Below are 25,275 nucleotides of genomic sequence, written 5' to 3'. Positions count from 1 at the left end.
GAGGGTCGATGGTCATCGGCGACCGATACGTGCTCGACGACCTCCCGCTGGGCCAGGGAGGCATGGGGGCCGTCTACGGCGCCCACGACAGGCACCTCGACCGCAGGGTGGCCGTGAAGTTCCTGAGGTTCCTCGCCGGGTCCGACGAGGAGCTGAACCGCCGTTTCCTGCGCGAGGCCCGCATCCTGGCCAGGCTGGAACACCCCGGCGCACCCGTCCTGTACGACTTCGGCACCTTCGACCAGCGACTGTTCCAGGTCATGCAGTTCATCGAGGGCGTCACCGTGGCCGACGTGGTCAGCGAGCACGGCCCGCTCCCGGTGCCCTGGGCGGCGGCGATCGCCGCGCAGGCCTGCGCGGTGCTGACGGCCGCCCACGCGCTCTCCATCCACCACCGCGACCTGAAGCCGACCAACCTGATGCTCTGCCCGGACGGGAGCGTGAAGGTCCTCGACTTCGGCCTGGCCGTGCTGCGCGAGGCCGACACCGCCCAGTTCACCCGGGTGGGCCAGATCCTCGGCACCCCGTCCTACATGGCGCCCGAGCAGATCCAGCGCGGCCTGTCCGGCCCCCGCAGCGACCTGTACGCCCTCGGCTGCGTGATCCACGAGATGCTGACCGGCCGGCAGCTGTTCACCGGCCCCACCGAGTACGCCGTGTTCGAGCGCCAGGTCAAGGAGCGCCCGCCGCGGGTGCCGGGGGTGCCGGCCGAGCTGGACCGCCTCGTCTCCGAGCTGCTGGAGAAGGACCCGGACGACCGCCCCTCCGGCGCGGACGTGCTGTACGAGCGGCTGCAGCCGTTCGCGGTGGACCTGCCGATGCTCCCGGGCTTCCTGCACCCGTCGTCGGTGCCGAGCCCGGGGCGGATGTACGCGCGGATGGTGGGCCGCGTCCTGGCCTGAGGTCCGGCCGGACCGGGGAACCCGCCGGGGCGAGGCCGGGAACGGACCTGAGGCCCGGAATCGCGGAAGGCGGCCGGACCTGAGGCTCAGGGCACCGCGACCGGCCCCTACCGTTCGGGCGTCGCGTCCCCGGAGGTGACGGCCTCGATCTCGCGGGCGGCCCACTCGGCCCAGTCCCGCTGCAGGGCGGTGAACCGCAGCCCCCACTCCAGCGCGAGCCGTCCGTAGACCGACAGGGGCTCGTCGCCCTCGGTCGCGGGCCGGATCAGCTCGAGCCGTCCGTGCTCCTCGGCGGCGATGGCGCCCTGCCTGGCCAGGTAGGCGTGGGCGTCGGCGGGTTCGACGACGCCGAGGAAGAAGACCCGCAGCAGCATGTCGCTGCGGCGCACCTGCTCGGGCTCGACCCGGGTCAGCCAGTGACGCAGCTCCGACAGGCCGGCCTCGGTCAGCGCGTACTCCTTGCGGCCCCGGGGCCCCTCGGCGACGACCTCGATCAACCCGGCACCGGCCAGACGGCCCAGCTCGCCGTAGAGCTGGCTCTGCGTGGCGGGCCAGACGTTGGCCAGGGAGAGGTCGAAGAGTTTCATCAGGTCGTATCCGCTCGCGGGTCCCTCGGAGAGCAGGCCCAGCAACGCGTGTCGGAGGCTCATGACCACATTGTATCTTCCTATGTTGACATGTCATATCTGGAAGGTCTACTTTCGACATGTCACTACTGGAACATCAAAGGGGAGATCATGGTTCCGTCCTACCTGCGGGGCGACCTCGCACCGGTCGCCGACGAGATCGGCGCCCGGGATCTGCCGGTCGAGGGCGTCCTCCCCGCCGAGCTGACCGGCCGCTACGTGCGCAACGGCCCCAACCCGCGCCCGGGCGAGGACTCGGGCCACTGGTTCGCCGGGCACGGCATGCTGCACGGCGTCCGCCTGCGCGACGGCCGCGCCGAGTGGTACCGGAACCGGTGGACGCGGACCACCCGGTTCACCGACGGCGCCCTCTCGCTGCGGCCCGGCGGCGAGCGCGACCTGGCCGCCGTCACCGCGAACACCAGCGTGATCCGGCACTCCGGCCGCACGCTCGCGCTGGTCGAGAACGGGCTGCCGTACGAGGTCACCCCCGAGCTGGACACGGTCGGCGCCTGCGACTTCGGCGGCCGGCTGACCACGGCCATGACCGCCCACCCCAAGCGGGACCCGGACACCGGGGAGCTGCTCTTCTTCGGGTACGGCTTCGCCCCGCCCTACCTCACCTACCATCGCCTGTCGGCCGGCGGGGAGCTGGTCGAGAGCCGCCGGGTCGAGGTCCCCGGGCCGACCATGATGCACGACTTCGCGATCACCCGTGACCACGTGGTGTGGCTCGACCTGCCGGTGATCTTCGACATCGAGATGGCCAAGGCCCGCCGCGGCCTGCCCTACCGGTGGGACGACGGCTACGGCGCCCGGCTGGGCGTGATGGGCCGCGCCGACGGGCGGGTGCGCTGGTTCGACGTGGACCCGTGCTACGTCTTCCACGTCGGCAACGCCCACGAGGACGCCGCCGGCCGGGTCGTCCTCGACGCGGTCCGGTACTCGCCCGAGAGCTTCCGGCAGACGTGGGGCAGCATGGGCGGCAGCGCGACCGGCGTCCCCGGGCCCGCCGAGACCTCCTCCCTGCAGATCGGCTCGACCCTGCACCGCTGGACGCTCGACCTGGACGGCGGCCACGCCAAGGAGGAGGCCCTCGACGACCGTCCGGTCGAGTTCCCCACGCTCAACGAGGAGCGCACCGGCCTGCCGAGCCGCTACCTGTACACCGTGGCCGACGACGCCGTCGTCAAGTACGACGCGCGGACCGGCGCGAGCGTCGTCAGGCCGACCGGGGGCACGACGGGCGAGGCGGTGTTCGTGCCCGCCGACGGCGCCCGCGCCGAGGACGACGGCTGGCTGATGTCGATCGTCACCGCCGCCGACGCCTCGGCGCTGCTGGTGCTGGACGCCGGCACGCTGGAGCCGGTCGCGACCGTACGGCTGCCGCGCCGGGTGCCCGCCGGTTTCCACGGCGGCTGGTTCGCCGACGCCTGAGCCCCGACAACCCCTGAGCTCCGACCGCCCTGAGCCTCGACAACCCTGAGCCTCGGCCGCCCCCGAGCCTCGGCCTCGGTCCTCTCGGCTCCGGACGCGTCAGTCCCGCGGGCCCTCCCCCAGGGCGCGCAGGCACCGCTCGGCCTGGGCGCGCAGCGCCTCGACGAGTTCCGGCGGCCCGCTGACCAGGGTGAAGGCGGTGTCCACCGAAGTGATCATCCAGACCAGCGCGGACGGGGTCTCGGCGCCGACGTGCAGCAGGCAGCCGTCGTCGTCGACGGCCTCGACGACGCCCATGCCGGGCCACACCCGGTCCGCCACGGTCTCCGCGGACTCGTGCAGGACGACCGTCGCCTGCACCGGCCAGGCCCGCGACGACAGCCGCCGCGCCAGGTAGGCCGCGACGTCGCCGTCGGGCGGTGGCCGGGGCGTGAACCGCGGGCCGGTCGGGGCGCGGGGGGTCAGCCGGTCCACCCTGAAGGTGCGCCAGTCCTCACGGCCGGTGTCCCAGGCGACGAGGTACCAGTGACGGCCGAAGCTGACCAGGCTGTGCGGCTCGACCGACCTGACCGTGTCACCACCGCGAGGGGCGGCGTAGTCGAAGCGCAGCCGCTCGTGGCGGCGGCAGGCGTCGGCGATCGCCATCAGCGTGTCCGGGCTCACCGCGGGCCCGCCGGCACCGACCCGCACGGTCGCCGTGTGCAGCGTGTTCACCCGGTGGCGCAGCCGGGAGGGCAGCACCTGTTCGAGCTTGGTGAGCGCCCGCAGGGAGGTCTCCTCGATCCCGGTGACCGGCCCGCCCGCCGCCGTGCGCAGGCCGACCGCCACGGCGATCGCCTCGTCGTCGTCGAGCAGCAGCGGCGGCAGCGACGCGCCCGCGCCCAGCCGGTACCCGGCGGTGCCCTGGACGGCGTGCACCGGGTAGCCGAGCCCGCGCAGCCGTTCCATGTCCCTGCGGACCGTACGCCCGGAGACGCCCAGGCGCTCGGCCAGCTCGGCACCGGACCAGTCCCGGCGGGTCTGCAGGAGCGACAGCAGCGTGAGCAGCCGCGCGGAGGTCTCCACCATGCCGCCAGAATGTCACGCGCTTAGGAGCGAATCCGTCCTAAGCGGCTGACAGATTCATCGGCATGACGAACACCTCGCACGAGGACGTGCACCCCTTCCGCATCGACGTCCCGCAGTCCCGGCTCGACGACCTCAAGGCGCGGCTGGCCGGTACCCGCTGGCCCGACGAGCTGCCCGGGGTCGGATGGAGCCGGGGGGTGCCCGTCGCCTACCTGCGGGACCTGGCCGAGTACTGGCGTACCGGGTACGACTGGCGGGAGCACGAGGCCGCGCTCAACAGGATCCCGCAGTACGTCACCGCCATCGACGAGCAGAACGTCCACTTCCTGCACGTACGCTCTCCCGAGCCCGACGCCGTCCCCCTGGTCCTGCTGCACGGCTGGCCGGGCGGGGTCACGGACTTCCTCGACGTCATCGGCCCGCTCTCGGACCCCCGCGCCCACGGCGGCGACCCCGCCACGGCCTTCCACCTGGTGATCCCGTCGCTGCCGGGCTTCGGCTTCTCCACCCCGCTGGCCGGGCCGGGCATGAACGCGGCCCGGATGGCCGGGATCTTCGTACGGCTGATGGAGCGGCTCGGATACGAACGCTACGGCGTGCAGGGCTACGACACCGGCGCGTGGGTCGCCCCCCAGATGGGCGCCCAGGCCCCCGACCGCGTGATCGGGATGCACGTCAACGCCCTGCTGACCTTCCCCATCGGCGCCGAGGGCGAGATGGACGGCCTGACCGAGGTCGAGCGGCGACGCTGGCAGGCGATGGAGAACTTCAACGACGGCTACCTGCAGTGCAACTCCAAGCGGCCGCAGACGGTGACGTACGGGCTGCACGACTCGCCCGTCGGGCAGCTCGCCTGGATCGTGGAGAAGTTCAAGGAGCTGACCGACCCCGAGGAGGGGCTGCCCGAGGAGAGCGTGGACCGCGACCGCATCCTGACCGACGTCTCGGTGTACTGGCTGACCGGCACGGCCGGATCCTCGGCGCAGATCTACTACGAGGAGATCTCCGCGAACGCGTGGGGCGGGACGGCCGACGACACCGCCGCGGACGCCTGGGGCGGGACGGCCGACGACGCCTCCGCCGCGGACGACGCCGGCTGGGGCGGGGACGGGGGCGGCTGGACCCCTCAGCGCGGGACGGTGCCGACCGGCGTGCTGGTCTCCGCCCATGACGTCACCATCCGCCGCTGGGCCGAACGCGACCACAACGTGGTGCGCTGGACCGAGCTGGAGCGGGGCGGCCACTTCCTCTCGATGGAGGCACCGGACCTGCTGGTCGACGACGTCCGCGAGTTCTTCGCGAAGCTTCGCTGAGATCGTCCGACCTGATGTGCCCGGCCCGGTGGGCGAGGCAGAATACGAGCCGTGGAAGGACGATGGGTCGAGGTGGCCGACCGGGTGCTGGTGCGGCGGTACGCCGAGCTGGACCTGTCGGTGGGGCTGGTGGTGGGCGAGGGCGGCTGCCTGGTGGTCGACACGCGCGGGGACGAGCGGCAGGGGGCCGAGCTGGCCGCCGAGGTCCGCCGGATCACCGGCGCCCCCTGGACGGTGGCGATCACCCACTCGCACTTCGACCACGCCTTCGGCACCCGGTCGTTCCCCGGCGGCCCGGTCTGGGGGCACCGGGACTGCCGCGCCGACCTGATCCGTAACGGTGACCGGGCCAGGCGGGAGTGGGCCCGGTACTACCGGGACCTGGGACGTCCGGACGTCGCCGCGGACATCGAGGGGACCGAGATCGTGCCTCCCGACCACCTGGTGACCGGCCGGACGGAACTGATCGTCGGCGGTCGCCGGATCGTCCTGGCCCACCTCGGCCGCGGTCACTCCGGCAACGACCTGGTGGTCCACGTACCGGACGCCGGAGTGGTCTTCGCCGGTGACCTCGTGGAGAACGGCGCCCCGCCCGCCTACGAGGACGCCTACCCCCTGGAGTGGCCCGCCACGGTCGCCGCCCTGCTCTCCCTCGCCGACGACGCCACCGATCCCGACCCCGGCACCCCCGACCCCGGCACGCCCGGATCCGGCGCCGTGACCGAAGCCGGGAACGCGGCCGGAAGCGGGAGCGTGACCGGGGGCGTGAAGGACGGAAGCGGGGACGTGAAGGACGGGAGCGGGGACGCGGCCCGACGAGGCACCGTCCCGGTCGTCACCTTCGTCCCCGGGCACGGCGACCCGGTGGACCGCGCGTTCGTGACCGCGCAGCAGGCGGAGATCGCCGCTCTCGCCGGGCTGTGCGAGGAGGTGGCCGCGGGTCTCCTCTCCCCCGCCGAGGCCGTACGCCGATCGCCCTACCCCCGGGAGACCACGGAGATCGCCCTGCGCCGCGCGGCCGCCCCGAACTGACCGTTCCTTACCGTTCCGCACCGTCCCAGGCGAGCCCGCCCCCGGTCGTACGGCCTCGTCCCGCGGCCCCAAACAGCGGGACGTACCGGAGCGCGGTCAGATCTCCTCGGAGGGCTTGGTCGGGTCGAGCTGGCGCGGCTGCATGGCCGCCCTGGGGTGGTGCAGGTCGAAGGCGGGGCGCTCGGAGCGGATGCTGGGGATCGACAGGAAGTTGTGCCGTGGTGGCGGGCAGGAGGTGGCCCACTCCAGCGAGTTGCCGTACCCCCAGGGGTCGTCGACGGTCACCCGCTCGCCGTGCCGGGCGGTGTACCACAGGTTGTAGATGAACGGCAGGGTCGAGGCGCCCAGCAGCAGCGCGCCGGCCGAGGAGACCATGTTCAGACCGGTGAAGCCGTCCAGGTCGCTGTAGTCGGCGTAGCGGCGCGGCATGCCGCGCGCTCCCAGCCAGTGCTGGACCAGGAAGGTGGCGTGGAAGCCGACGAACAGCGTCCAGAAGTGCCACTTGCCGAGCTTCTCGTTGAGCATCTTGCCGGTCATCTTGGGCCACCAGAAGTAGAAGCCCGCGAACATGGCGAACACCACGGTGCCGAAGACCACGTAGTGGAAGTGGGCGACCACGAAGTAGGAGTCGTGCACGTGGAAGTCCAGCGGCGGGGAGGCCAGGATGACGCCGGTCAGGCCGCCGAGCAGGAAGGTGACCAGGAAGCCGATCACGAACAGCATGGGGGTCTGCAACATGATGTGGCCGCGCCACATGGTGCCGATCCAGTTGAAGAACTTCACCCCCGTCGGGATCGCGATGAGGAAGGACATGAAGGAGAAGAAGGGCAGCAGGACCTGGCCGGTGGGGAACATGTGGTGGGCCCAGACGGTCATCGACAGGCCGGTGATGGCGATGGTGGCGCCGACCAGGCCGATGTAGCCGAAGATGGGCTTACGGCTGAAGACCGGGATGACCTCGGTGATGATGCCGAAGAACGGCAGCGCGATGACGTAGACCTCGGGATGGCCGAAGAACCAGAACAGGTGCTGCCACAGCAGGACCCCGCCGTTGCGCGGGTCGAAGATGTGCGCGCCGAACCTGCGGGTCGCCTCCAGCCCCAGCAGCGCGGCCGCGAGCACCGGGAAGGCCATCAGCACCAGCACGCTGGTCAGCAGCGTGTTCCAGGTGAAGATCGGCATCCGGAACATCGTCATGCCGGGGGCCCGCATGCAGATGATCGTGGTGATGAAGTTGACCGCGCCCAGGATCGTGCCCAGGCCCGACATCACCAGCCCGGCGATCCACAGGTCGCTGCCGTACTGGGGGGAGTAGGCGGCGGTCGACAGCGGCGGGTAGCCGGTCCAGCCGAAGTCGGCCGCGCCCCCGTCGGTGAAGAAACCGAAGCTGGCGATCAGCCCGCCGAACAGGAACAGCCAGAAGCTGACCATGTTGAGCCGGGGGAAGGCGACGTCCGGGGAGCCGATCTGCAGGGGCATGATCACGTTGGCGAACCCGGCGAACAGGGGGGTGGCGAACAGCAGCAGCATCAGCGTGCCGTGCATGGTGAACAGCTGGTTGTAGTGCTCCTGGCTGACGAGCTGCATCGCGGGCTGGGCGAGCTCGGCCCGGATGACCAGGGCCATCAGCCCGGCGAACAGGAAGAAGCCGAACGCGGTGATGAGGTACATGTACCCGATCACCTTGTGGTCGGTGCTCGTGAGCCAGTTCACGACGATCGAGCCCGGCGGGCTCCTGCGCGGCGCCAGCGGTGAGGTCAGCGGTTCCTCGCGCGACCGTTCGGAGGTCGTCACGGCCCACCCCCTTCGAACCCGTTCGTTGTCGGACCGGCGTCGTCCCGGGCCGGTGCGCCGCCCGGACCGGCGGGCCGGTGGGCCGGGGGTGGCCCCCGCTCCGTACCGTCCTCCCCCCGGCCATCCCCCCGCGAGACGGCTCCCACTCGCTCGCCCGGCCATCTTGCCCGCGCGCTGACCTGCGGATTACCGGCCCCGTACCGGATCGTCCGCGGTGGCGGGACGGGCGGGCCTCGGAAGCGAGGAGGTCCGGTCCGTCGCGCTTGACCGGGGGGCATACAGGGCACGCCGCTGGAAACGGAGCGTCGAAAGGAGCGACCCTGATGACCAAGCGACAGCGAGTCGTCGTGATCGGGGGAGGGTTCGCGGGCTTCACCGCCGTCCGCACGCTCTCCAGGATCGCCAAGGGTGCCGTCGAGATCGTCCTGATCAACCCCACCGACTACTTCCTCTACCTGCCCCTGCTGCCGGAGGTCGCCGCGGGCATCCTCGACCCGCGCAAGGTGGCGATCCCGCTGGCGGGCGACCGTCCCGGCGTCCGGCACCTGCTCGCCACGGTGGAGGGCGTCGACCTCCAGGCACGCCGGGTGACCTGCGTCGACTCCGAGGGAGGGCGTCGCGAGCTGGGCTACGACCGCCTGGTGATCACGGTCGGCAGCGTCAACAAGCTGCTGCCCGTGCCCGGCGTCGCCGAGCACGCCCACGGCTTCCGGAGCATCGCCGAGGCGATCTACCTGCGCGACCACCTGATCCGCCAGATCGAGCTCGCCGACACCTCCACCGACCCCGAGGAGCGCCGGGCGCGGTGCACCTTCGTGGTGGTCGGCGCCGGTTACACCGGCACCGAGGTGGCGGCGCAGGGCCAGCTGCTCACCCTGGACCTGCGCGACGCGCGGCCGCACCTGCGCGACCAGCCCGTACGCTGGATCCTCGCCGACATCGCCCCGCGCATCCTGCCCGAGCTCGACGAGCGCCTGTCGAGGACGGCGCACCGGACCCTGACGGGACGGGGCCTGGAGATCCGCACCGGGACCGGTGTGGCCGAGGCGACACCGGAGGGCGTCAGGCTCTCCGACGGGGAGTTCGTGCCGACCCGGTCCCTGATCTGGTGCGTCGGCGTGCGACCGGACCCGATGGTGGAGGCGCTGGGGCTGCCCACCGAACGGGGACGGCTGCTGGTCGACGAGTACCTGAGGGTGCCCGGCCACCCGGGGGTCTACGCCTGCGGCGACGCGGCCGCGGTGCCCGACCTCACCCGGCCGGGCGAGTACACCCCGATGACCGCCCAGCACGCCGAACGCCAGGGCAAGCGCGTCGCCCGCAACATCGCCGCCTCGTACGGGCACGGGCGGCTGCAGCCGTACCGGCACGGGGACCTGGGGTTCCTCGTCGACCTGGGCGGCGCCGCAGCGGCCGCGAACCCGCTGGGCGTGCCGCTGTCGGGCCTGGCGGCCAAGATCGTCACCCGCGCCTACCACCTGCTCGCCGTCCCGCACGGCCGGGGACGGATCGCCGGGAGCTGGCTGCTGGACTTCATGCTGCCCCGCCAGACCGTCCAGCTGGACATGGTCCCGGCCTCGGCGGTGCCGCTCGCCTGCTGCGAGCCCGAGCGGACCTCCGTGCTGAGCGGCTCGGCGTCGGGCCCGGACGGCTCGTCACGCTGAACGGCCCGAAGGCGGACCCGGACGGCTCACCGCACTGAGCGGCCCGAAGAAGGGCCCGGACGGCTCACCACGCCGAGCGGGGGAAGCGTAAAAGAGGACGAAATTGTCGGCCCCGCGGGCGATGCGCGCGGGCGTCGGGGTAGGGAGCCGGGTATGGCAAAGATCGGTTACACGATGATGTGCGAGCAGACGCCCGCCCGGCAGCTGGTCGAGGACGTGGTCACGGCCGAGCGGATCGGCTTCGACTACGCGGTCATCTCCGACCACTACTTCCCGTGGCTGGAGGAGATGGGGCACTCGCCGTACGCCTGGTCGGTGCTCGGCGCGGCGGCCTACGCCACCCGGAGCCTGCCGCTGATGACGTACGTGACCTGCCCGATCATGCGGTACCACCCGGCGGTGGTGGCGCAGAAGGCGGCGACCATGGGCGTGCTGAGCGAGGGCCGTTTCACCCTGGGGCTGGGGGCCGGGGAGAACCTCAACGAGCACGTGGTGGGCCAGGGCTGGCCCTCGGCCGACACCCGGCACGGCATGTTCAGGGAGGCCATACAGATCATCCGCGAGCTGTTCGAGGGCGGCTACGTCACCTACCGGGGCGAGTACTTCGACGTCGACTCGGCCAAGCTCTTCGACCGGCCTGACCGGCCCGTCCCGCTGGCGATCGCCGCCTCGGGCGGCCGGTCGGGCAGGATCGCCGCCGAGCACGGGGACGCCCTCGTCGCGACGGACCCCGACGCGGGCCTGGTGAGCCTGTTCGCCGCCGAGGGCGGCACGGGCAAGCCCGTCTACGGCCAGCTCCCGATCTGCTACGACCCCGACCCCGAGGCCGCCAAGGAGCGGGCTCACAAGCTCTGGCGCTGGTCGGTGTTCAACTGGAAGGTCATGGCCGAGCTCCCCGCCCCGGTCAACTTCGACGCCGCCGCGCAGACCGTGCGGCCCGAGGACGTGGCGGAGAGCGTGCCGTGCGGCTCGGACGTGGACGCGGTCGTGGAGGCGGTCCGCGCCTTCACCGACGCCGGTTTCACCCACGTCGCCCTGGTCCAGATCGGTCACGAGCACCAGGGCGCGTTCTTCGACTGGTCGGAGAAGGAACTGCTGCCCGCGCTGCGCCGCCTCTGACGACCGTCCGGCACCGAGACCCGGCGGGTACCGCGAGCCGGTGTCCGTCGGCCGTGGCGGACCGGCCCCTGCCGGCCCCCGGGAGCGGGACCCGACGACCGGGACCCGACGCGCACCGGGCGGAACGCGGGCCCGCGAGAGGTTCCGCCCGGTCGTACGGGGAAGGCTCAGCGGGGTGGACGACGTCTGGGATCTGGTGGTGGTCGGCGGCGGGCCCGCCGGGGCGGCGGCGGCGCTGCGCGCGAGGCAGCTCCGGCCGGACGCGCGGGTGCTCCTGCTGGACCGGGCCGACTTCCCCCGCGACAAGGCCTGCGGTGACGGCATCGCCGCGCACGGACGCGACGAGCTCGCCCTGCTGGGCCTGCCCGACCTGATCGCCGACTACCGGCCGACGCAGCGCCTGGCGGTGGTCTCCCCCGGTGGCGCACGCGTCTCGGCCACCTCGGCCCGGCCCAACCACGTCGTCCCCCGCAAGGTCTTCGACGCCCGCCTGGTCGACGCCGCACGGGCCCGCGGTGTCGAGGTCCGCCGCCACCAGGTCCGCTCGCTCGCCGCCCGGAACGGCCACGTCGTCCTGGACGGCACCGTCACCGCCCGCGCCGTGGTCGCGGCCGACGGGGCCAACTCCACCGTGCGGCGCCTCATCGGCGTCCCGCCCTCGCCCGACCGGCACACCGCGATCGCGGTGCGCGGCTACGCCGACGTGTCCCCCGACGACGACGTCCAGTCCATCTTCATGCAGCAGGACGGGTGGCCCGCGTACGCGTGGTCGTTCCCGATCGGCGACGGCACCGCCAACATCGGCTACGGGATGCTGCTGCCCCGGCTGCACGCCACCGGCCTGCCGGGCCGCGAGGTGCTGCACGGCCGGCTCGCCGAGTTGCTGCCCGACCTGCGCGCCCGTGACCTGCGCGCCCACCATCTGCCGCTCTCCCCCGGCAGGCCCGGGCCGGGGTCGGGACGGGTGCTGCTCGCCGGGGACGCCGCCGGTCTGATCAACCCGCTCACCGGCGAGGGCATCTACTACGCGCTCGTCTCCGGCCGGCTCGCCGGGGAGGCCGCGATGCGGGCGGCCGACGATCCGCTGCCCGCCTACCGGCGCGGCCTCGGCAAGGCCCTCGGGCGGCACCTGCGGACCACCGACGTGCTCGCCAGGGCCTCCCAGTCGCCCGGCTTCATCGACGCGGCGATCGACACCGCGGCCCGTCGCAAGGAGGTGTTCGACCTGCTGGTCGACGTGGGCCTCGGGGCGGGGACGGTTCCGGTGCCGCTGGCGATGGCCGTCCTGCGCCGCTGGGCCCTGAACGGCGTCCGGGGTCGCCGGGGGCGCCGGGGGCACTGCGGGCCCTGACCGTGACGGCCCCGGCACGGGCGTCAGGGCGTCAGGGCGTCAGGGCGTCAGGGCGTCAGGGCGTCAGGGCGTCAGGGCAGGATCACCGAACGGGTGAGGTTGCGCGGGTTGTCCGGGTCCAGGCCGCGGGTCCGGGCGAGTTCGACGGCGAGCCGCTGGGCCCGGACGAGGTCGGCCAGCGGGTCGAGCGCGGTGACCGTGGTCAGGGCTCCGGTGCGGGCCACGTCGTCCAGCAGCTCCTCCTGACCGCCGAAGAACCACACCAGGCTCTCCTCGTCGGCGAGGCTGATCGGCCCGTGCCGGTACTCCAGCGCCGGGTAGGCCTCCGACCAGGCCAGGGCGGCCTCCCTGAGCTTCAGTGCGGCCTCCCTCGCCAGGCCGCCGGTCCATCCGCGGCCCAGGAAGGTGAAGCGCCGCCGGGTGAGCGCCCCCTCGGGCAGCGGCGTGGCGAGCGCGGTCTCGGCCTGCGCGACCAGGTCGTCGGGCGCCTGCCCCAGGTGCGCGCGGAGCAGCGCGAGAACGCAGGTGGCGAACCGGGTCTGCACCACGGAGCGCTCGTCGGCGAACTCCAGCGCGATCACGGTCCTCGCCGCCGCCGAGACCGGGGTCGCGGGGTCGGCGGTGAGGGCGACCGTGGGGACGTCGCCCGCGGCGCCGAGGGCGTGCAGCACCTCCGTGGTGGTACCGGAGCGGGTGATGGCCACCAGCCGGTCGTAGCGCCGCGGCGGCAGCTCCGAGGCGGGGAAGGCGTCGGTCTCCCCCTGACCCGCCCGCTCGCGCAGGGTCGCGTACGCCTGCGCCATGTACAGCGAGGTCCCGCACCCGATCACGGCGACGCGCTCGCCCGTCTCCGGCAGGCCCGCCGGGTCCGCCGCGCCGAGTTCCAGCGCCTGCCGCCAGCACTCGGGCTGGCTCGCGATCTCCCGCAGGCCGTGCGTCACGTACGCCTCCCGTTGATGCTCGTAGATGCTTGCAAGATGCCATGTTCGAGCATCGATGAGCAAGTGGAGGTGTTCCGATGCTCGGTACGCTTCGCGTGGCGGAACCGCGGCACGGGCGGGGACGGCGAGGAGGGCGAGGAGGGCACCCATGACGAGCCATGACCGGTGGAACGCGCTGCTCGCGATCCTGGCGCGGGACGGCAGGGTCGAGGTCGACGCCGTGGCCGGCGAGCTCGGGGTGTCGGCCGCCACCATCCGCCGCGACCTCGACCACCTGGACCGCCAGCAGATGCTGACCAGGACCCGGGGCGGCGCCGTCGTCAACGCGATCTCCTACGACCTGCCGCTGCAGTACAAGGCGGCCAGGCACGCGCCCGAGAAGCACCGGATCGCCACGGCCGCGGCCGCCCTGGTCCCGGCGGGCGCGGTCGTCGGGCTGAACGGCGGCACCACCACCACCGAGGTCGCCCGCTGCCTGGCCACCGGTGCCGATCCGCGCCGCCGGGACGGCGAGCCGGCTCTCACCCTCGTCACCAACGCCCTGAACATCGCCGGCGAGCTGGTCGTGCGCAGGCACGTCAAGCTGGTGGTCGTCGGCGGCGTCGCCATGCCCGCCTCGTACGAGCTCATCGGGCCGCTCGCCGACGGCGTGCTGCGGGAGATCTCGCTGGACCTGGCGATCCTCGGCGTGGACGCGCTCGACCCCGAGCACGGCGCGTTCGCCCACCACGAGGGCGAGGCCGGCGTCAACCGGCTGATGGCCTCCCGTGCGGCCCGGGTGGTCGTCGTGGCCGACTCCTCCAAGCTCGGCATGCGGGCGTTCGCCCGGATCTGCCCGTGCGAGGACATCGACGTCCTCGTGACCGACGACGAGGCCCCGGACGCGACGGTCCGGCGCTTCACCGACGCGGGGATCGAGGTCGTCCGTACCTGACCGGCCTCGCCCCGGTGAACCCGATCGTCTGAACCGTCCCCCGGCTGCACGCCCTCCGTCCGGGCGGCGCCACCCCGTGCCCACCGGCGCGTCCGCCCCCTCCCACGTGGAATTTTCATGACCGGACGAGTCCCGGGAGGTCCCGTACGGATCGTCACCGTCGTGTCATGGAGGGGTCCGGCCAGCTCAGCACCGCCGTGACGGCCGGGGAGACGGACGGGGCGCACGGGGCGCGGCAGGGCGGCGCGGCGGCGGCTGTACAGCTCCGGTGGCGCTGCCTACATTCTGGGGGGCTTTCCACCAGGCCCTCGGTCGTCGACGCGTCGCCGGCCGTTGCGAAGAACCAGCGAGGAGATTCGATGGGATCCATACGGCGGCTTTCCACGGCCGGCGCGGCACTCGTCGCCATGGCCGTAGCCCTGTGCGCCGTCATGCTCACGGGCCTTCAGCCCGCGCATGCGGCCGTGGGGCTCCGCATCAGCGGCACGGACATCGTCGAGGCGAACGGCCAGAAGTTCATCATGCGCGGGGTCAACCACCCGCACGTCTGGTACACGGGCCGGACCTCGTCGTTCGCCGACGTCAAGGCGCTGGGCGCCAACACCGTGCGCGTGGTGCTGGGCACCGGCAAGCGGTGGGGGCCGTCCAACGACGTCGCCGACGTGATCTCCCTGTGCAAGCAGAACCGGCTGATCTGCGTCCTGGAGGTGCACGACACCACCGGGTACGGCGAGGAGGGCGCGGCCGCCTCGCTCGACGAGGCCGCCGACTACTGGATCAGCCAGAAGAGCGCGCTGGTCGGCCAGGAGAACCACGTCGTCATCAACATCGGCAACGAGCCGATCGGCAACACCAACGCCGCCCAGTGGACCGGCGCGACCACCGCCGCCATCAAGAAGATGCGCGCCAACGGCTTCCAGCACCTGCTGATGGTCGACGCGCCGAACTGGGGCCAGGACTGGCAGTACGTCATGCGGGACAACGCCCAGACGGTCCTGGACGCCGACACCCTGCGCAACACCGTGCTGTCCATCCACATGTACGCCGTGTTCAACACCGCCGCGTCGATCACCGACTACCTCGACCGGTTCGAGGCCAACGGGTGGCCGCTGGTCATCGGCGAGTTCGGCTGGCGGTTCAACGCCGGTGAGGTGGACCACGAGACGCTGCTGTCGGAGGCGGTGTCGCGGGGCCTGGGCTACCTCGCCTGGTCCTGGAGCGGCAACACCGATCCCATCCTGGACATGGCGGTCGACTTCGACCCCGCCCGGCTCACCACCTGGGGTCAGCGGATCTTCAACGGCGCCAACGGCATCAAGGCCACGGCCAGGGAGGCCACCGTCTACGGTGGCGTCACCCCGACCCCCACCCCCACCCCCACTCCCACCCCCACTCCCACGCCCACCCCGACGCCCACCCCCACCCCGACGCCGAGCCCGGGAGGCTCGTGCCGGGTGGCGTACGTGATGAACTCCTGGAACAGCGGGTTCACCACCAGCGTCACGATCACCAACACCGGTGGCTCGGCGATCAACGGCTGGCGGCTGGCGTTCACCCTGCCCTCCGGCCAGACCTTCACCAACGGCTGGAACGCGTCGTACGCGGCGACCGGTTCGCAGGTCACCGCGACCAACGCCGGCTGGAACGGCACCCTCGCGCCGGGCGGCTCCGTCACCATCGGCTTCCAGGCCACCCACACCGGCAACACCGCCGAACCCACCTTCTTCGCCCTGAACGGAGGCTCCTGCCAGGCGGTCTGATACCCGGCCCGTCCCCGTCGCCGAACCGTCGTATCGTCTCCTCGTATGAGGCGTGACACATGGGTGGTCGGTGACGCGTACGAGGCCTATGTCGGCCGGTGGAGCCGTCCCGTCGCCGAGGAGTTCCTCCGGTGGCTGGACGTGCCCACCGGCCGGCGATGGGCCGACGTGGGCTGCGGCACCGGGGCCCTCACCGAGACGGTCCTGGCCATGACGGATCCCGTGCGGGTCCTGGGCGTGGACACCTCCGAGGGGTTCCTGTCCCACGCCCGCACCCGGATCGTCGACGTCCGGTCGGCCTTCTGCGCCGGCGACGCCGGATCACTGCCGCTGCCCGGCCGTCGTCTCGACGCCGTGGTGAGCGGCCTGGCGCTCAACTTCACGCCCGACCCGCGGCGCAGCGCGGCCGAGTTCGCCCGGGTCACCGCGCCGGGCGGTGTGGTCGCCGCCTACGTCTGGGACTACGCCGAGGGCATGGGCATGATGCGGTACTTCTGGGACGCCGCCGTCGCCCTCCGCCCGGACACGGCCGCCTCCGACGAGATGCGGCGTTTCCCCCTCTGCCGTCCCGAGCCCCTCGGCCGCCTGTGGGCGGACGCCGGCCTGCGCGAGGTGACGGTACGGGCGATCGAGGTCCCGACGGTGTTCGCCGACTTCGACGACTACTGGACGCCGTTCCTCGGCGGGCAGGGAGCGGCCCCCGGGTACGTCGCGTCCCTGGACGACGAGCACCGCGACGCCCTGCGCGATCTCCTGCGCACCCGCCTGCCCGTCCGGCCGGACGGCTCCGTCCACCTCTCCGCCAGGGCCTGGGCGGTACGGGGAGTGGCCGCCGGGACGGGGTGAGTCCCGGTTCACGACGGGCAGGCGCAAAAAACGGGTGGCGCCGATCGACGTCGGAACGAACCCGAGAACGTACGTACCGGAGCACGGCCGCGGATGCGACGGCCGCGTCCCGCCGATCCGAAGGAGAGTCGCCATGGCCACGGTGGAGGCGAACATCTCGATGTCACTGGACGGTTTCGTCACCGGCCCGAACCTCGACCGCCACCCCGGCCTGGGCGAGGGCGGCGACGTCCTCCACGCCTGGGTCGGCGAGGACCGGAGCATGGACCTCGCCATCGGCGAGGACCGCGAGCTCGCCGGATCGGTCGTCACCAGCCGGAAGGTGTACGACGAGACCGAGGGCTGGGAGGCCGAGGGCGGGTTCTACCGGTTGCCGGTGTTCGTGGTCACCCACCGGCCGCACGACGTGGTCGTGAAGGGCGAGACCACGTTCACGTTCGTCACCGGGGGCGTCGAGCGCGCCGTCGAGCAGGCGATCGAGGCCGCCGGGGACAGGCCGGTGCACATCATGGGCGGCGCCGGCATCATCCAGCAGGCGCTGGCGGCCGGGCTGGTCGACGAGCTGTTCCTGCACGTCGCCCCGGTGATCCTGAACGGCGGCACCCGGTTGTTCGAGCATCTCGGCCGTCAGATCCGGCTGGAGCGCACCGAGGTGATCGAGTCCCGCCACGCCACTCACCTGCGGTACCGGGTCCTGAGGTGACCGCCTCCTCCTGAGGTGACCGCCCCGTCCTGAAGGGCGTCCTCGTCCCCGACGGTCCCGGTCCCCGATGAAATGATGGCCGTCATCTGGGTCGCCCGTGGTGATCCCTTCTTCGGAGGTCCTTGTGCTCGTGCTGGCGGTGGCTCAACCGGACTGTGTGCCGTACGACGTGGAGAAGAACGCGGTACGGCACGCGGAGATGGTGCGAAGAGCAGAGGCCAGGGTGGTGATATTTCCGGAACTGTCGCTTACGGGGTATCACCTGGACGCTCCGGCGATCACCGCGGAGGACCTGAGGCTGAGGCCGATCGTGGAGGCCTGCGCGGAGACGGGGGCGCTGGCCCTGGTCGGGGCACCGGTCGCAGAAGAGGGACTCGAGTACATCGCGATGCTGGCGGTGGACGGCGACGGGGTCGGGGTGGCCTACCGCAAGGTCAACGTGCACTCCAGCGAGCATCGGTTCGCCTGCGGGGAGCGGTCCGAGGTGATCGAGGTGAACGGCCTCCGGCTGGGACTGGCGATCTGCCGGGACCTGATGATCGCGCAGCACGCCGAGGAGACCGCCGCGCTGGGGATCGACGTCTATGCGGCCGGAGTGGTCCACCAGGCGGCGGACGTGGCGGTTCAGCAGGAGAGAGCGCGGCGGATCGCCACCGATCACCGTGTCTGGGTGGCGGTGGCGAGCTTCGCGGGACCGACCGGTGGCGGCTTCGAGCACACGGCCGGGTGCTCGGGGTTCTGGAGGCCGGGTGGCGACCTGGCCGCCCAGGCGGGACCGGAGCCGGACGAGGTCGTCCGCCTGACGATCGGCCAGCGCTCCTGATCCCGGGCCGCAGGCCGGGATCGGCGAGTGGTCGCCGCACGAGGATTTCGGCCGGGTCTTCGACGCTCACTTCCCGAGGCGGGATCCGTCCATGGCTGTACGGGATCGCCACCAACCTCCTGGCCGGGCACCGGCGGAACGAGGTACGCCGGCGGAAGACGCTCAGCCGGGCCGAGGCGGCCGACGACCAGGAGGGACCCGAAGGCCCGGTGACGACCAGGCTGGCCGCGCGGCAGGTGACGGGCAGGCTCGCGGGGGCACTGGCCGGTCTCGCCAAGCGTGACCGCGACGTGGTCCTCCTCCTCGCTCTCGGCGGCCTCAGCCACGCGGAGGTGGCCGCCGCCCTCGGCATTCCGTACGGGACCGTCGCGTCCCGGCTGAACCGGGCGCGCAAGCAACTGCGCAAGGCCCTGGGCGACGCGAACCCCCTGAAGGAGGCCCAGGATGGATGAGATCAGCCTGCTGGGGCAGGCCGTTCCGGACGTACCGCCTCCCTCGTCCCAGGTGGTGGCCCGTGCGCGTGACCGGCTGACCGTCGAGGAACGGCGGCCGACCGGTCGTCGCAGCTCCAGGCGACGTCCCGGCTGGACCTGGGCACTGGCCTGCGCCGCGGTGACGGCCGTCGTGGCCTTCGCCGTGGTCATCATGACCGGCGGCCTGACGGCTCCGTCTCCCATCGCCCCGTCTCCGTCCGTGCCGCCCACGTCCGTCCCGCCCACGCCGTCCGTCGAACCACCGGCCACGTACGAAGGGCTCCGGCTTCTTCGCTCGAAGACGGCGCGGAGCACGGCGACGAAGGTCACCCTGAGGTTCCGCCCCACCAGCACCAGGACAGCGATCGTGCTGCGCTGCTCCGCACCGGGCTCTTTCGTCCTGGTCTCCGAACCCTGGGAGCACGGCTTGAGCGAGGCGCCAGGTGTCTGCGGCCCCGACGGCACGCGCAGCCGTTTCGGCGACAAGAGTCACGAGCCCGGCTGGACGAGCCGCACCCACACGGTCACGTTCTGGGTCTTCCCCCCGGACGCCCCGATCATGTCGCCCCGCGACGCGTTCAGGTGCGGCAAGGCCGTGTGCGACGGGAGGTACAGGCTCGGCACGAAGACCGCGGATACGCTCGCCGCCCGGATCGGTACACGACCCCAGCCCTGGTCGGTCGCCGTCTACGACGCTTCCCGATAGGACTGCCTCGGCCGCCGCCGCGAGCCGTTCCACGACGGTGAGCGGCGGGACCTGCCAGTGGACCGGACACGTGCGAGGACACCGATCGATCGTGCGGGTACATCGGCCGCTCAGTCGGCCGGTGGGTCCGCCACCACCGGCGCCCCGCCGGACATACAGACCCGGCGAGCAAGAACGACCATGCCTCGCGGCCGTCCACGGCACTCGGCATCCGATGTCTCCATCACTGGATGACGGCGCACCGGACCATCACCGGGACAAGCGAAAGGCCAGGTCAGAGAATCTCTGTCCTGGCCTTCGGTTGGTGCCCCCTGCAAGATTCGAACTTGCGCTCCCGGCTCCGGAGGCCGGTGCTCTATCCCCTGAGCTAAGGGGGCCAACGCGTGATTACATTACCAGCATCCTGGGGGGAACCGACACTCAGATAGGCAACCGGTGATCACCAAGGGGACTCGGGACCGCCTTGGAGCAGTGGATCGGCGGAACCGCGGGGTGACGGGCCGCCGCCGGAGGGCTCGAAGCGGTCCGGCGAGGGCGACCGGTCGGCTCGGGAACATGTGGTGGAGCAGGCCGTGATCGCTTCGGGGGTGATCGGTGGTGGAGTGGGCCACGGCCGCTTCGGGGACGACCGGTGGGATCCAGGGTCGGTCGCCTCACGGGTGAGCGATGAGGTGCGCCCGGGAGGGACGGGAGTCAGCCCGCAGAGGGGCGGACGGCGCCTCGGTAGAGGGAGCGGTAGTAGGGCGAGGCGGCGAAGTCGACGGTTCTGACGACGTCACCGGTCTTGGGGGCGTGGACCATGATCCCGTCCTTCAGGTAGACGCCCACGTGGGTGGGATCCTTCTTGGCGTCCTTGCCGAAGAAGACCAGATCCCCCGGCCGGAGCCGGGAGAAGGGGATCTTACGACCCTGCCTGAACTGGGTGCCGGTGTAGTGGACGAGCGTGATCCCCGCCTTGGACCAGGCGTGCAGGGCGAGACCCGAGCAGTCGAAGCCCCCGCCGGTCGGGCCCGTGCTCGAACCGCCTCCCCAGACGTACGGCCTGCCGAGCTGGCGGAGCGCCGCGGCGGCCGCGATCTCGCCTCGTGAGGGAAGAGCGCGTTCTCGTGACGACGGCCGCCTTCCCTTCGGAGACGCCTGCCGCCGGTCGGCGAACGCCTTCCCCTTTCGCGAGGACACCGGCCCGCCGGACGTCGCCTCGGGTGTGCCGGAGAACGTCTCCTGCCCACCCCGGAGGGTCCCGGACGTCCTGCCGAAAGCAGACGGCCTACCGGGAGGAGACAGCCTGCCGGAAGCGGATGTCGTGCCGGGAGTGATCGAGGTCGTCGGCCGTCCGCCGGAGGCCGGAGGCTTCGCGGGCCACCCGCTCGCGGCCGTGGACTCCTCCGGGGACTCCTCCTGCCGCAGGCCCGCGCCCAAGGACTCGGACACCTCTCCACCCGTGATCGGGGGCTTCGCGGGTCGCCCGTCCTGGGCCATGAGCCCGGATGACCCTCCGTCCAGGGTCGTGAGCTCAGACGACCCTCCGCCCGAGGTCGCGGGGTCAGATGGCCCTCCGTCCGGGGCCGCGAACCCGAAGGGCCGCCCGTCCACATCCGCGGGCCTCTCCTGCCACCAGCCCTCGGGCGAGAACTCCCCCGGCCGGCGGCCTTCCGGTTGCGTGGCGACCGGCGGCTGCTCACCTCCCCGAGCCGACAGGGCCGTCGGTCGGTGGCCGTTCACGGCCGGAGAGGCGGGCAGGGCGGGAAGATCGGGCGAGGTGGATCCACAGGCCAGGGCGAGGGTCGCGCGTGTCTCCTCCGGCAGCCGGTGGACGGCCCCCGGCGGGGCGGCCCGGAGGAACGGGAGGAACAGGCTGACCCAGATGTCGCAGACGGCCGCGGGGAGGTGCGGCGCGGGGATCTGCGGGCCCCCTGCCAGGGCGGCCGAGAGGATGGTGACGGTGGCGAATTTCGTGATCACGCACGGCCTCCTGGGCTCGATGAAGGATCGAGGCCCCAGGATGCGCGGGAGACGCTGATCCCCAAGAAGCCGAATGTGGTTCTGTGGATAACCGGAACGGGCCTCCGACCGGGATGTTCGCCCCGGGACCGGCGGCCGTGGTTGCTCACGGGCCACTACGTCAACTAGAGTTGACATATGAACGGTGCGCGGCGGATGACACCCACGCCAGGTACGACGACCATCGCCTTCCGAGGTGAACCGGTGACGACGGTGCGGCTCCGGGAGGAGCCCGAGCGGGCGGGCGCCACTCGCCGGGACACCGGTCACGCCGCTCATCGGGGCGCCGCCCACCGCTCGTACGGTGCCGGGTCATGACGGGCCCGTACGGCGACGAGGAGCTCGCGGTAAGGCTCCGTGACGCGGTCGGTGAGCGTCACCCGGTGGTGGCCGCCGCCGCCGTCTCCCCCGGCGGCACGAGGGTGACGAGCCTGGGCGCCCCCCTCGGCGCGGACTTCGAGATCGGCTCCATCTCCAAGGGGGTGACCGGCCTGCTCTACGCCGACGCGCTCGACCGCGGGGAGATCGGCCCGGAATCGACCCTCGGTGACTTCCTGCCCCTCGGAGACGTTCCCGCGGCGGGCGTGACGCTGGCGTCGCTCAGCACGCATCGCTCGGGCCTGCCGAGGTTGCCCGCGTCCGCCAAGCCGTGGCGGCGGACCTTCTCCCTGTGGAGGCACGGTACGAACCCCTACGGCGAGGACCTCGACGAGCTCCTCGCCCAGGCCCGGGAGGTACAGGTCGGGAGACCGCGCCCCCGGTACTCCAACCTCGGGTTCGAGTTGCTCGGTCACGCGATCGCGCGCGCGGCCGGTACGACCTACCGGGAGCTCGTGAACGAGCGGATCGCCGAGCCACTGGGACTCGGCGTGTTCTACGTCCCCTCGGCCCCGGACGAGCTGCGACCCGGTGCGATCACCGGCAGGACCAGGTCGGGCCGGGAACAGCAGCCCTGGACGGGAGAGGCGCTGGGGCCCGCGGGCGGGATCCGGGCGTCGATCGAGGACATGGCCACGCTGACCTCCGCCCTGCTGGACGGCAGCGCTCCCGGCATCACCGCCCTCGATCCCGTGACGACGTTCGCCGGACGGGCGGTAAGTATCGGCGCGGCATGGGTCGTCCTCGAAACGAAGGGACGTTTCGTCACCTGGCACAACGGCGGCACGGGAGGGTTCCGTACGTGGATCGGAATCGACCGGGCGGCCGGAACCGGAGTCGTCGTCCTGTCCGCGACCGCGATCTCGGTGGACCGCCCCGGATTCGTCATGCTGGCGAAGCTCACCGAGGAGGCCGGTGCAGCCGGGCACACCGGGCACACCGGGGAGACCGGGCAGGCCGGGCAGGGCGGGCAGGCCGGGCAGGCCGAAAACATCAAGAACACCGAGGACACCGAGGACACTGAGGACACTGAGGACACTGAGAAGGCCGGGGGCATCGGCGGGAACGGACCGGCCGGAAGACCCGGGAACCCCGCGTAGGCCGGAGAGGCCGCGCGGGGCGCTCTCCGGCCTTCCGCACGGAAGACCTTCTCCGCACCGTACGATGCGGCGCGGGCGGCTACGTCACCACGGAATCCCCGTGAAAGGGATCCCCGTGAGGATTCGCCGTCCCGCGCCGGATCCCCCGGACCGCACCGGCGACGAGCGCGAGGGCCACCATCAGCGCGCTGACCCAGAGCGGCGAGCGGTACCCGAGTCCCGCGCCGATGGGGATCCCGCCGAGCCAGGGGCCGATCGCGGCGCCCACGTTGAACGCGGCCGTGGCGAACCCTCCGGCCAGGGTCGGCGCCCCGGCCGCCGCGTAGAGCGCCTGTGAGATCAGCGTCGATCCGACGGCGAACGCCAGGGTCCCCTGGACGAGGACGAGCGGAACCGTCGTCACCGGGTTCCCGGCGGTCACCGCGAACACCACCCAGCCGATGAGCAGGGCCGGCCCGCCGGCCGCCAGGAGCAGCACGGGTCGCACGTCGGCGACGCGGCCGCCGACGGTGACGCCGAGGAACGACCCCAGGCCGAAGAGCGCCAGCACGGCGGGCACCCAGGCGGGCTCGATCCCGCTGACGACGGTGACCAGCGGCGCGAGGTAGGTGAAGGTGCAGAACGTCGCGCCGTTCACGAGGGCCCCCAGGAGCAGGGTCACCAGGAACCGCCGATCGCGCAGCGAGCGCAGCTCCCCGCGTACGCTCATGTGGGCGGGGTCGGGGGCGCCGGCCGGGACGGCCCGCAGGATCGCGATGACGGCCGGCACCGACACGGCGGCCACCGCCCAGAACGCCGAGCGCCATCCCCACAGCTGGCCGAGCAGCGCACCGGCGGGAACGCCCACGACGCAGGCGAGGGTGATGCCACCGAGCAGGACGGAGGTGGCGCGGCCCTTGGCGTCGGGCGCGACCATACCGGTCGCGGTCGCCAGGGCCACCGCCAGGAACCCCGCGCCGGCCAGCGCCCCGATGACGCGCGTGGCCAGCAGCACCCCGAAGTCGGTGGTGACCGCGCCGAGGACGTGGACGAGCAGGAAGGTGATCAGGAAGGTCAGAAGCGAGCGACGTCGCGACCGGCGCAGGCTCAGGACGGCCATCAGCGGCGCGCCGACGACCATCCCCACCGCGAACGCCGAGGTCAGCGACCCCGCCGCGGGGATGGACACGTGCATGTCCCGTGCGATGTCCGGCACCAGGCCGGACAGCATGAACTCGGACGTTCCCTGGGCGAAGACCGCCAGTCCGAGCAGATGGACGACGAATGGCATGACAGGACTCCACAGCCACATGGTGGATCGGTGAGAGAGAACGGGACCGCGCCCGTACCGGAGAAGGAACGTCCGATCGGGGCGCGGTCACCGCGCGGAAGGACCCGCCGGCGTCACGGAGGTGACGCACGGTCCAGGTCGGACACGGCCCGCTCTACGGTGATCCGGTGGCGGTGGTCGCGGACGGCGACGACCGCGGCCTCATCGGCCACGGTGCTTCGACGCGACGACGTGGGCGGCCACCGGACGACCGGTGGCTAGAGTCTTGACGCCTCGGGGCTGGACACAGGCGCAAGCTAGCAAGCCCGGGAACGGCGTGTCCACCCGTTTGACCGCGGGCCCGCCGAGCGGTGCGGCACGCCCTACCCGGGACGGGCGGGCGGGAGAGCCGAACGGGAGGACCGGACGGACGGGACGGGTCTCCTTCCTCCTGCGGTACGGGTACGTGGACATCCGCGGAAACCCGCGCGGGGACGCGGCGGAGCGGTTAGCCTCACGCCCGTGGGAGAGGTTCTGGGCAGGGTGTTGGTAGTGGATGACGACGACGTCATCCGGCAGCTCATCGCGGTCAACCTGACCCTGGAGGGGTTCCAGGTCGACACGGCCTCCGACGGGCAGGACTGCCTGGACCGGGTGCTGGACGTGATGCCCGACGTCATCACGCTGGACGTCATGATGCCCAGGCTGGACGGCTGGATGACCGCCACCAGGCTGCGGAGCGGCGAGGGGACCGGCCACATCAAGGTGGTCCTGATCACCGCGCGGGCGCAGGAGGACGACAAGCGGCGGGGCCTCGGCATCGGGGTGGACGCCTACCTCACGAAACCCTTCGACCCGGCCGAGCTGATCCAGGTCGTACGGGAGCTGGCCCTGACCGCGCGCAGCGGCCGGAACGGCTCCTGACCCTCCGCGCCACACGGGAACGCCTCCGGCCGCACGCCGACGCCGGGACGCTTCCGGCCGCACGCCGGAGCACTTACCGACATGTCGTGACATGGCGGCGGGCCACCGCGTCCTCTTCCCCGTCTCGGCGG

Annotated in this window: 22 protein-coding genes and 1 tRNA gene; 16 read left to right on the top strand and 7 right to left on the bottom strand. The window is 72.3% G+C overall.

Going from position 1 to position 25,275, the window contains the following annotated elements; translation table 11 throughout:
- The first annotated feature begins 8 nt into the window (after positions 1-8).
- Positions 9-902, top strand: coding sequence for a serine/threonine-protein kinase (locus ACZ6RT_RS12475; protein WP_399187631.1), 894 nt, complete (start codon positions 9-11; stop codon positions 900-902).
- 107 nt (positions 903-1,009) lie between these two features.
- Here the strand turns inward: ACZ6RT_RS12475 and ACZ6RT_RS12470 are convergent, their stop codons facing one another.
- On the bottom strand, positions 1,010-1,552 hold the full coding sequence (locus tag ACZ6RT_RS12470) for a PadR family transcriptional regulator (protein ID WP_470153443.1): 543 nt from the start codon (positions 1,550-1,552) through the stop codon (positions 1,010-1,012).
- 87 nt (positions 1,553-1,639) lie between these two features.
- On the opposite strand from ACZ6RT_RS12470, the gene ACZ6RT_RS12465 reads away from it, so the two are divergent.
- The gene (locus ACZ6RT_RS12465) at positions 1,640-2,965 is read left to right on the top strand and encodes a carotenoid oxygenase family protein (protein ID WP_399187635.1); all 1,326 of its coding nucleotides are present in this window, start codon (positions 1,640-1,642) and stop codon (positions 2,963-2,965) included.
- A gap of 99 nt (positions 2,966-3,064) precedes the next feature.
- Here the strand turns inward: ACZ6RT_RS12465 and ACZ6RT_RS12460 are convergent, their stop codons facing one another.
- Positions 3,065-4,033 (bottom strand): helix-turn-helix transcriptional regulator, encoded by a 969-nt coding sequence (locus tag ACZ6RT_RS12460; protein WP_399187637.1) that lies wholly within the window; start codon positions 4,031-4,033, stop codon positions 3,065-3,067.
- Positions 4,034-4,095: 62 nt separating this feature from the next.
- Between ACZ6RT_RS12460 and ACZ6RT_RS12455 the strand changes: the two genes are divergently transcribed.
- Positions 4,096-5,346, top strand: a complete 1,251-nt coding sequence (locus ACZ6RT_RS12455; protein ID WP_470153441.1) for an epoxide hydrolase family protein — start codon at positions 4,096-4,098, stop codon at positions 5,344-5,346.
- Positions 5,347-5,397: 51 nt separating this feature from the next.
- Positions 5,398-6,378, top strand: a complete 981-nt coding sequence (locus ACZ6RT_RS12450) for an MBL fold metallo-hydrolase (RefSeq protein WP_470153439.1) — start codon at positions 5,398-5,400, stop codon at positions 6,376-6,378.
- A 96-nt stretch (positions 6,379-6,474) separates the two neighbouring features.
- Here the strand turns inward: ACZ6RT_RS12450 and ctaD are convergent, their stop codons facing one another.
- On the bottom strand, positions 6,475-8,139 hold the full coding sequence (ctaD, locus tag ACZ6RT_RS12445) for an aa3-type cytochrome oxidase subunit I (protein WP_470153604.1): 1,665 nt from the start codon (positions 8,137-8,139) through the stop codon (positions 6,475-6,477).
- 356 nt (positions 8,140-8,495) lie between these two features.
- Here ctaD and ACZ6RT_RS12440 point away from each other — a divergent pair, with 356 nt between their 5' ends.
- The 3 genes from ACZ6RT_RS12440 to ACZ6RT_RS12430 all read left to right on the top strand — a co-directional run bounded on the left by ACZ6RT_RS12440 (position 8,496) and on the right by ACZ6RT_RS12430 (position 12,306).
- Positions 8,496-9,836 carry an NAD(P)/FAD-dependent oxidoreductase gene (locus ACZ6RT_RS12440; RefSeq protein ID WP_470153437.1) on the top strand — a complete coding sequence of 447 codons (1,341 nt, stop codon included), beginning with the start codon at positions 8,496-8,498 and terminating at the stop codon, positions 9,834-9,836.
- Between the two features lie 153 nt (positions 9,837-9,989).
- Entirely contained in the window at positions 9,990-10,955 is a 966-nt protein-coding gene (locus ACZ6RT_RS12435; RefSeq protein WP_399187645.1) for a TIGR03557 family F420-dependent LLM class oxidoreductase, read from the top strand.
- A gap of 175 nt (positions 10,956-11,130) precedes the next feature.
- On the top strand, positions 11,131-12,306 hold the full coding sequence (locus ACZ6RT_RS12430) for an NAD(P)/FAD-dependent oxidoreductase (protein ID WP_470153435.1): 1,176 nt from the start codon (positions 11,131-11,133) through the stop codon (positions 12,304-12,306).
- Positions 12,307-12,377: 71 nt separating this feature from the next.
- On the opposite strand, the gene ACZ6RT_RS12425 is transcribed toward ACZ6RT_RS12430, so the two are convergent.
- A complete protein-coding gene (locus tag ACZ6RT_RS12425; RefSeq protein WP_470153434.1) occupies positions 12,378-13,247 on the bottom strand; it encodes an SIS domain-containing protein in 870 nt (289 codons plus the stop codon).
- Between the two features lie 148 nt (positions 13,248-13,395).
- Between ACZ6RT_RS12425 and ACZ6RT_RS12420 the strand changes: the two genes are divergently transcribed.
- The 7 genes from ACZ6RT_RS12420 to ACZ6RT_RS12390 all read left to right on the top strand — a co-directional run bounded on the left by ACZ6RT_RS12420 (position 13,396) and on the right by ACZ6RT_RS12390 (position 19,492).
- Positions 13,396-14,181 (top strand): DeoR/GlpR family DNA-binding transcription regulator, encoded by a 786-nt coding sequence (locus ACZ6RT_RS12420; protein ID WP_399187651.1) that lies wholly within the window; start codon positions 13,396-13,398, stop codon positions 14,179-14,181.
- 359 nt (positions 14,182-14,540) lie between these two features.
- The gene (locus ACZ6RT_RS12415; protein ID WP_470153432.1) at positions 14,541-15,941 is read left to right on the top strand and encodes a cellulase family glycosylhydrolase; all 1,401 of its coding nucleotides are present in this window, start codon (positions 14,541-14,543) and stop codon (positions 15,939-15,941) included.
- A gap of 45 nt (positions 15,942-15,986) precedes the next feature.
- Positions 15,987-16,787, top strand: coding sequence for a class I SAM-dependent methyltransferase (locus tag ACZ6RT_RS12410; protein WP_399187655.1), 801 nt, complete (start codon positions 15,987-15,989; stop codon positions 16,785-16,787).
- Between the two features lie 133 nt (positions 16,788-16,920).
- Positions 16,921-17,490 (top strand): dihydrofolate reductase family protein, encoded by a 570-nt coding sequence (locus tag ACZ6RT_RS12405; RefSeq protein WP_399187657.1) that lies wholly within the window; start codon positions 16,921-16,923, stop codon positions 17,488-17,490.
- Between the two features lie 124 nt (positions 17,491-17,614).
- Entirely contained in the window at positions 17,615-18,313 is a 699-nt protein-coding gene (locus ACZ6RT_RS12400; protein WP_470153430.1) for a carbon-nitrogen hydrolase family protein, read from the top strand.
- The gene (locus tag ACZ6RT_RS12395) at positions 18,217-18,765 is read left to right on the top strand and encodes an RNA polymerase sigma factor (protein WP_470153428.1); all 549 of its coding nucleotides are present in this window, start codon (positions 18,217-18,219) and stop codon (positions 18,763-18,765) included. Before ACZ6RT_RS12400 ends, ACZ6RT_RS12395 begins: the two co-directional genes overlap by 97 nt.
- Positions 18,758-19,492, top strand: a complete 735-nt coding sequence (locus tag ACZ6RT_RS12390; RefSeq protein WP_470153426.1) for a hypothetical protein — start codon at positions 18,758-18,760, stop codon at positions 19,490-19,492. Before ACZ6RT_RS12395 ends, ACZ6RT_RS12390 begins: the two co-directional genes overlap by 8 nt.
- A gap of 302 nt (positions 19,493-19,794) precedes the next feature.
- Here ACZ6RT_RS12390 and ACZ6RT_RS12385 read toward each other — a convergent pair.
- Positions 19,795-19,869, bottom strand: a tRNA-Arg gene (locus ACZ6RT_RS12385).
- Between the two features lie 316 nt (positions 19,870-20,185).
- Positions 20,186-20,671 (bottom strand): C40 family peptidase, encoded by a 486-nt coding sequence (locus ACZ6RT_RS12380; protein WP_470153424.1) that lies wholly within the window; start codon positions 20,669-20,671, stop codon positions 20,186-20,188.
- 1,136 nt (positions 20,672-21,807) lie between these two features.
- On the opposite strand from ACZ6RT_RS12380, the gene ACZ6RT_RS12375 reads away from it, so the two are divergent.
- Positions 21,808-22,971, top strand: coding sequence for a serine hydrolase domain-containing protein (locus ACZ6RT_RS12375; protein ID WP_470153422.1), 1,164 nt, complete (start codon positions 21,808-21,810; stop codon positions 22,969-22,971).
- 79 nt (positions 22,972-23,050) lie between these two features.
- Here the strand turns inward: ACZ6RT_RS12375 and ACZ6RT_RS12370 are convergent, their stop codons facing one another.
- Positions 23,051-24,241: a Cmx/CmrA family chloramphenicol efflux MFS transporter gene (locus ACZ6RT_RS12370; protein WP_470153420.1), complete on the bottom strand. Its 1,191-nt coding sequence runs from the start codon at positions 24,239-24,241 to the stop codon at positions 23,051-23,053.
- A 522-nt stretch (positions 24,242-24,763) separates the two neighbouring features.
- Here ACZ6RT_RS12370 and ACZ6RT_RS12365 point away from each other — a divergent pair.
- A complete protein-coding gene (locus tag ACZ6RT_RS12365; RefSeq protein WP_470153602.1) occupies positions 24,764-25,144 on the top strand; it encodes a response regulator transcription factor in 381 nt (126 codons plus the stop codon).
- Positions 25,145-25,275: the final 131 nt, after the last annotated feature.

Source organism: Streptosporangium sp. NPDC050148 (assembly GCF_055586505.1).
The sequence above is the reverse complement of the archived record's forward strand: the minus strand, read 5'-3'. Positions and strand labels throughout refer to the sequence as shown.

What these genes read in the sequence shown, in the direction of transcription:
- ACZ6RT_RS12475 (WP_399187631.1), top strand. Translation starts at nt 9, where the DNA reads ATGGTCATCGGCGACCGATACGTGCTCGACGACCTCCCGCTGGGCCAG.
- ACZ6RT_RS12470 (WP_470153443.1), bottom strand. Translation starts at nt 1,552, where the DNA reads ATGAGCCTCCGACACGCGTTGCTGGGCCTGCTCTCCGAGGGACCCGCG.
- ACZ6RT_RS12465 (WP_399187635.1), top strand. Translation starts at nt 1,640, where the DNA reads ATGGTTCCGTCCTACCTGCGGGGCGACCTCGCACCGGTCGCCGACGAG.
- ACZ6RT_RS12460 (WP_399187637.1), bottom strand. Translation starts at nt 4,033, where the DNA reads ATGGTGGAGACCTCCGCGCGGCTGCTCACGCTGCTGTCGCTCCTGCAG.
- ACZ6RT_RS12455 (WP_470153441.1), top strand. Translation starts at nt 4,096, where the DNA reads ATGACGAACACCTCGCACGAGGACGTGCACCCCTTCCGCATCGACGTC.
- ACZ6RT_RS12440 (WP_470153437.1), top strand. Translation starts at nt 8,496, where the DNA reads ATGACCAAGCGACAGCGAGTCGTCGTGATCGGGGGAGGGTTCGCGGGC.
- ACZ6RT_RS12435 (WP_399187645.1), top strand. Translation starts at nt 9,990, where the DNA reads ATGGCAAAGATCGGTTACACGATGATGTGCGAGCAGACGCCCGCCCGG.
- ACZ6RT_RS12420 (WP_399187651.1), top strand. Translation starts at nt 13,396, where the DNA reads ATGACGAGCCATGACCGGTGGAACGCGCTGCTCGCGATCCTGGCGCGG.
- ACZ6RT_RS12415 (WP_470153432.1), top strand. Translation starts at nt 14,541, where the DNA reads ATGGGATCCATACGGCGGCTTTCCACGGCCGGCGCGGCACTCGTCGCC.
- ACZ6RT_RS12410 (WP_399187655.1), top strand. Translation starts at nt 15,987, where the DNA reads ATGAGGCGTGACACATGGGTGGTCGGTGACGCGTACGAGGCCTATGTC.
- ACZ6RT_RS12405 (WP_399187657.1), top strand. Translation starts at nt 16,921, where the DNA reads ATGGCCACGGTGGAGGCGAACATCTCGATGTCACTGGACGGTTTCGTC.
- ACZ6RT_RS12390 (WP_470153426.1), top strand. Translation starts at nt 18,758, where the DNA reads ATGGATGAGATCAGCCTGCTGGGGCAGGCCGTTCCGGACGTACCGCCT.
- ACZ6RT_RS12375 (WP_470153422.1), top strand. Translation starts at nt 21,808, where the DNA reads ATGACGGGCCCGTACGGCGACGAGGAGCTCGCGGTAAGGCTCCGTGAC.
- ACZ6RT_RS12370 (WP_470153420.1), bottom strand. Translation starts at nt 24,241, where the DNA reads ATGCCATTCGTCGTCCATCTGCTCGGACTGGCGGTCTTCGCCCAGGGA.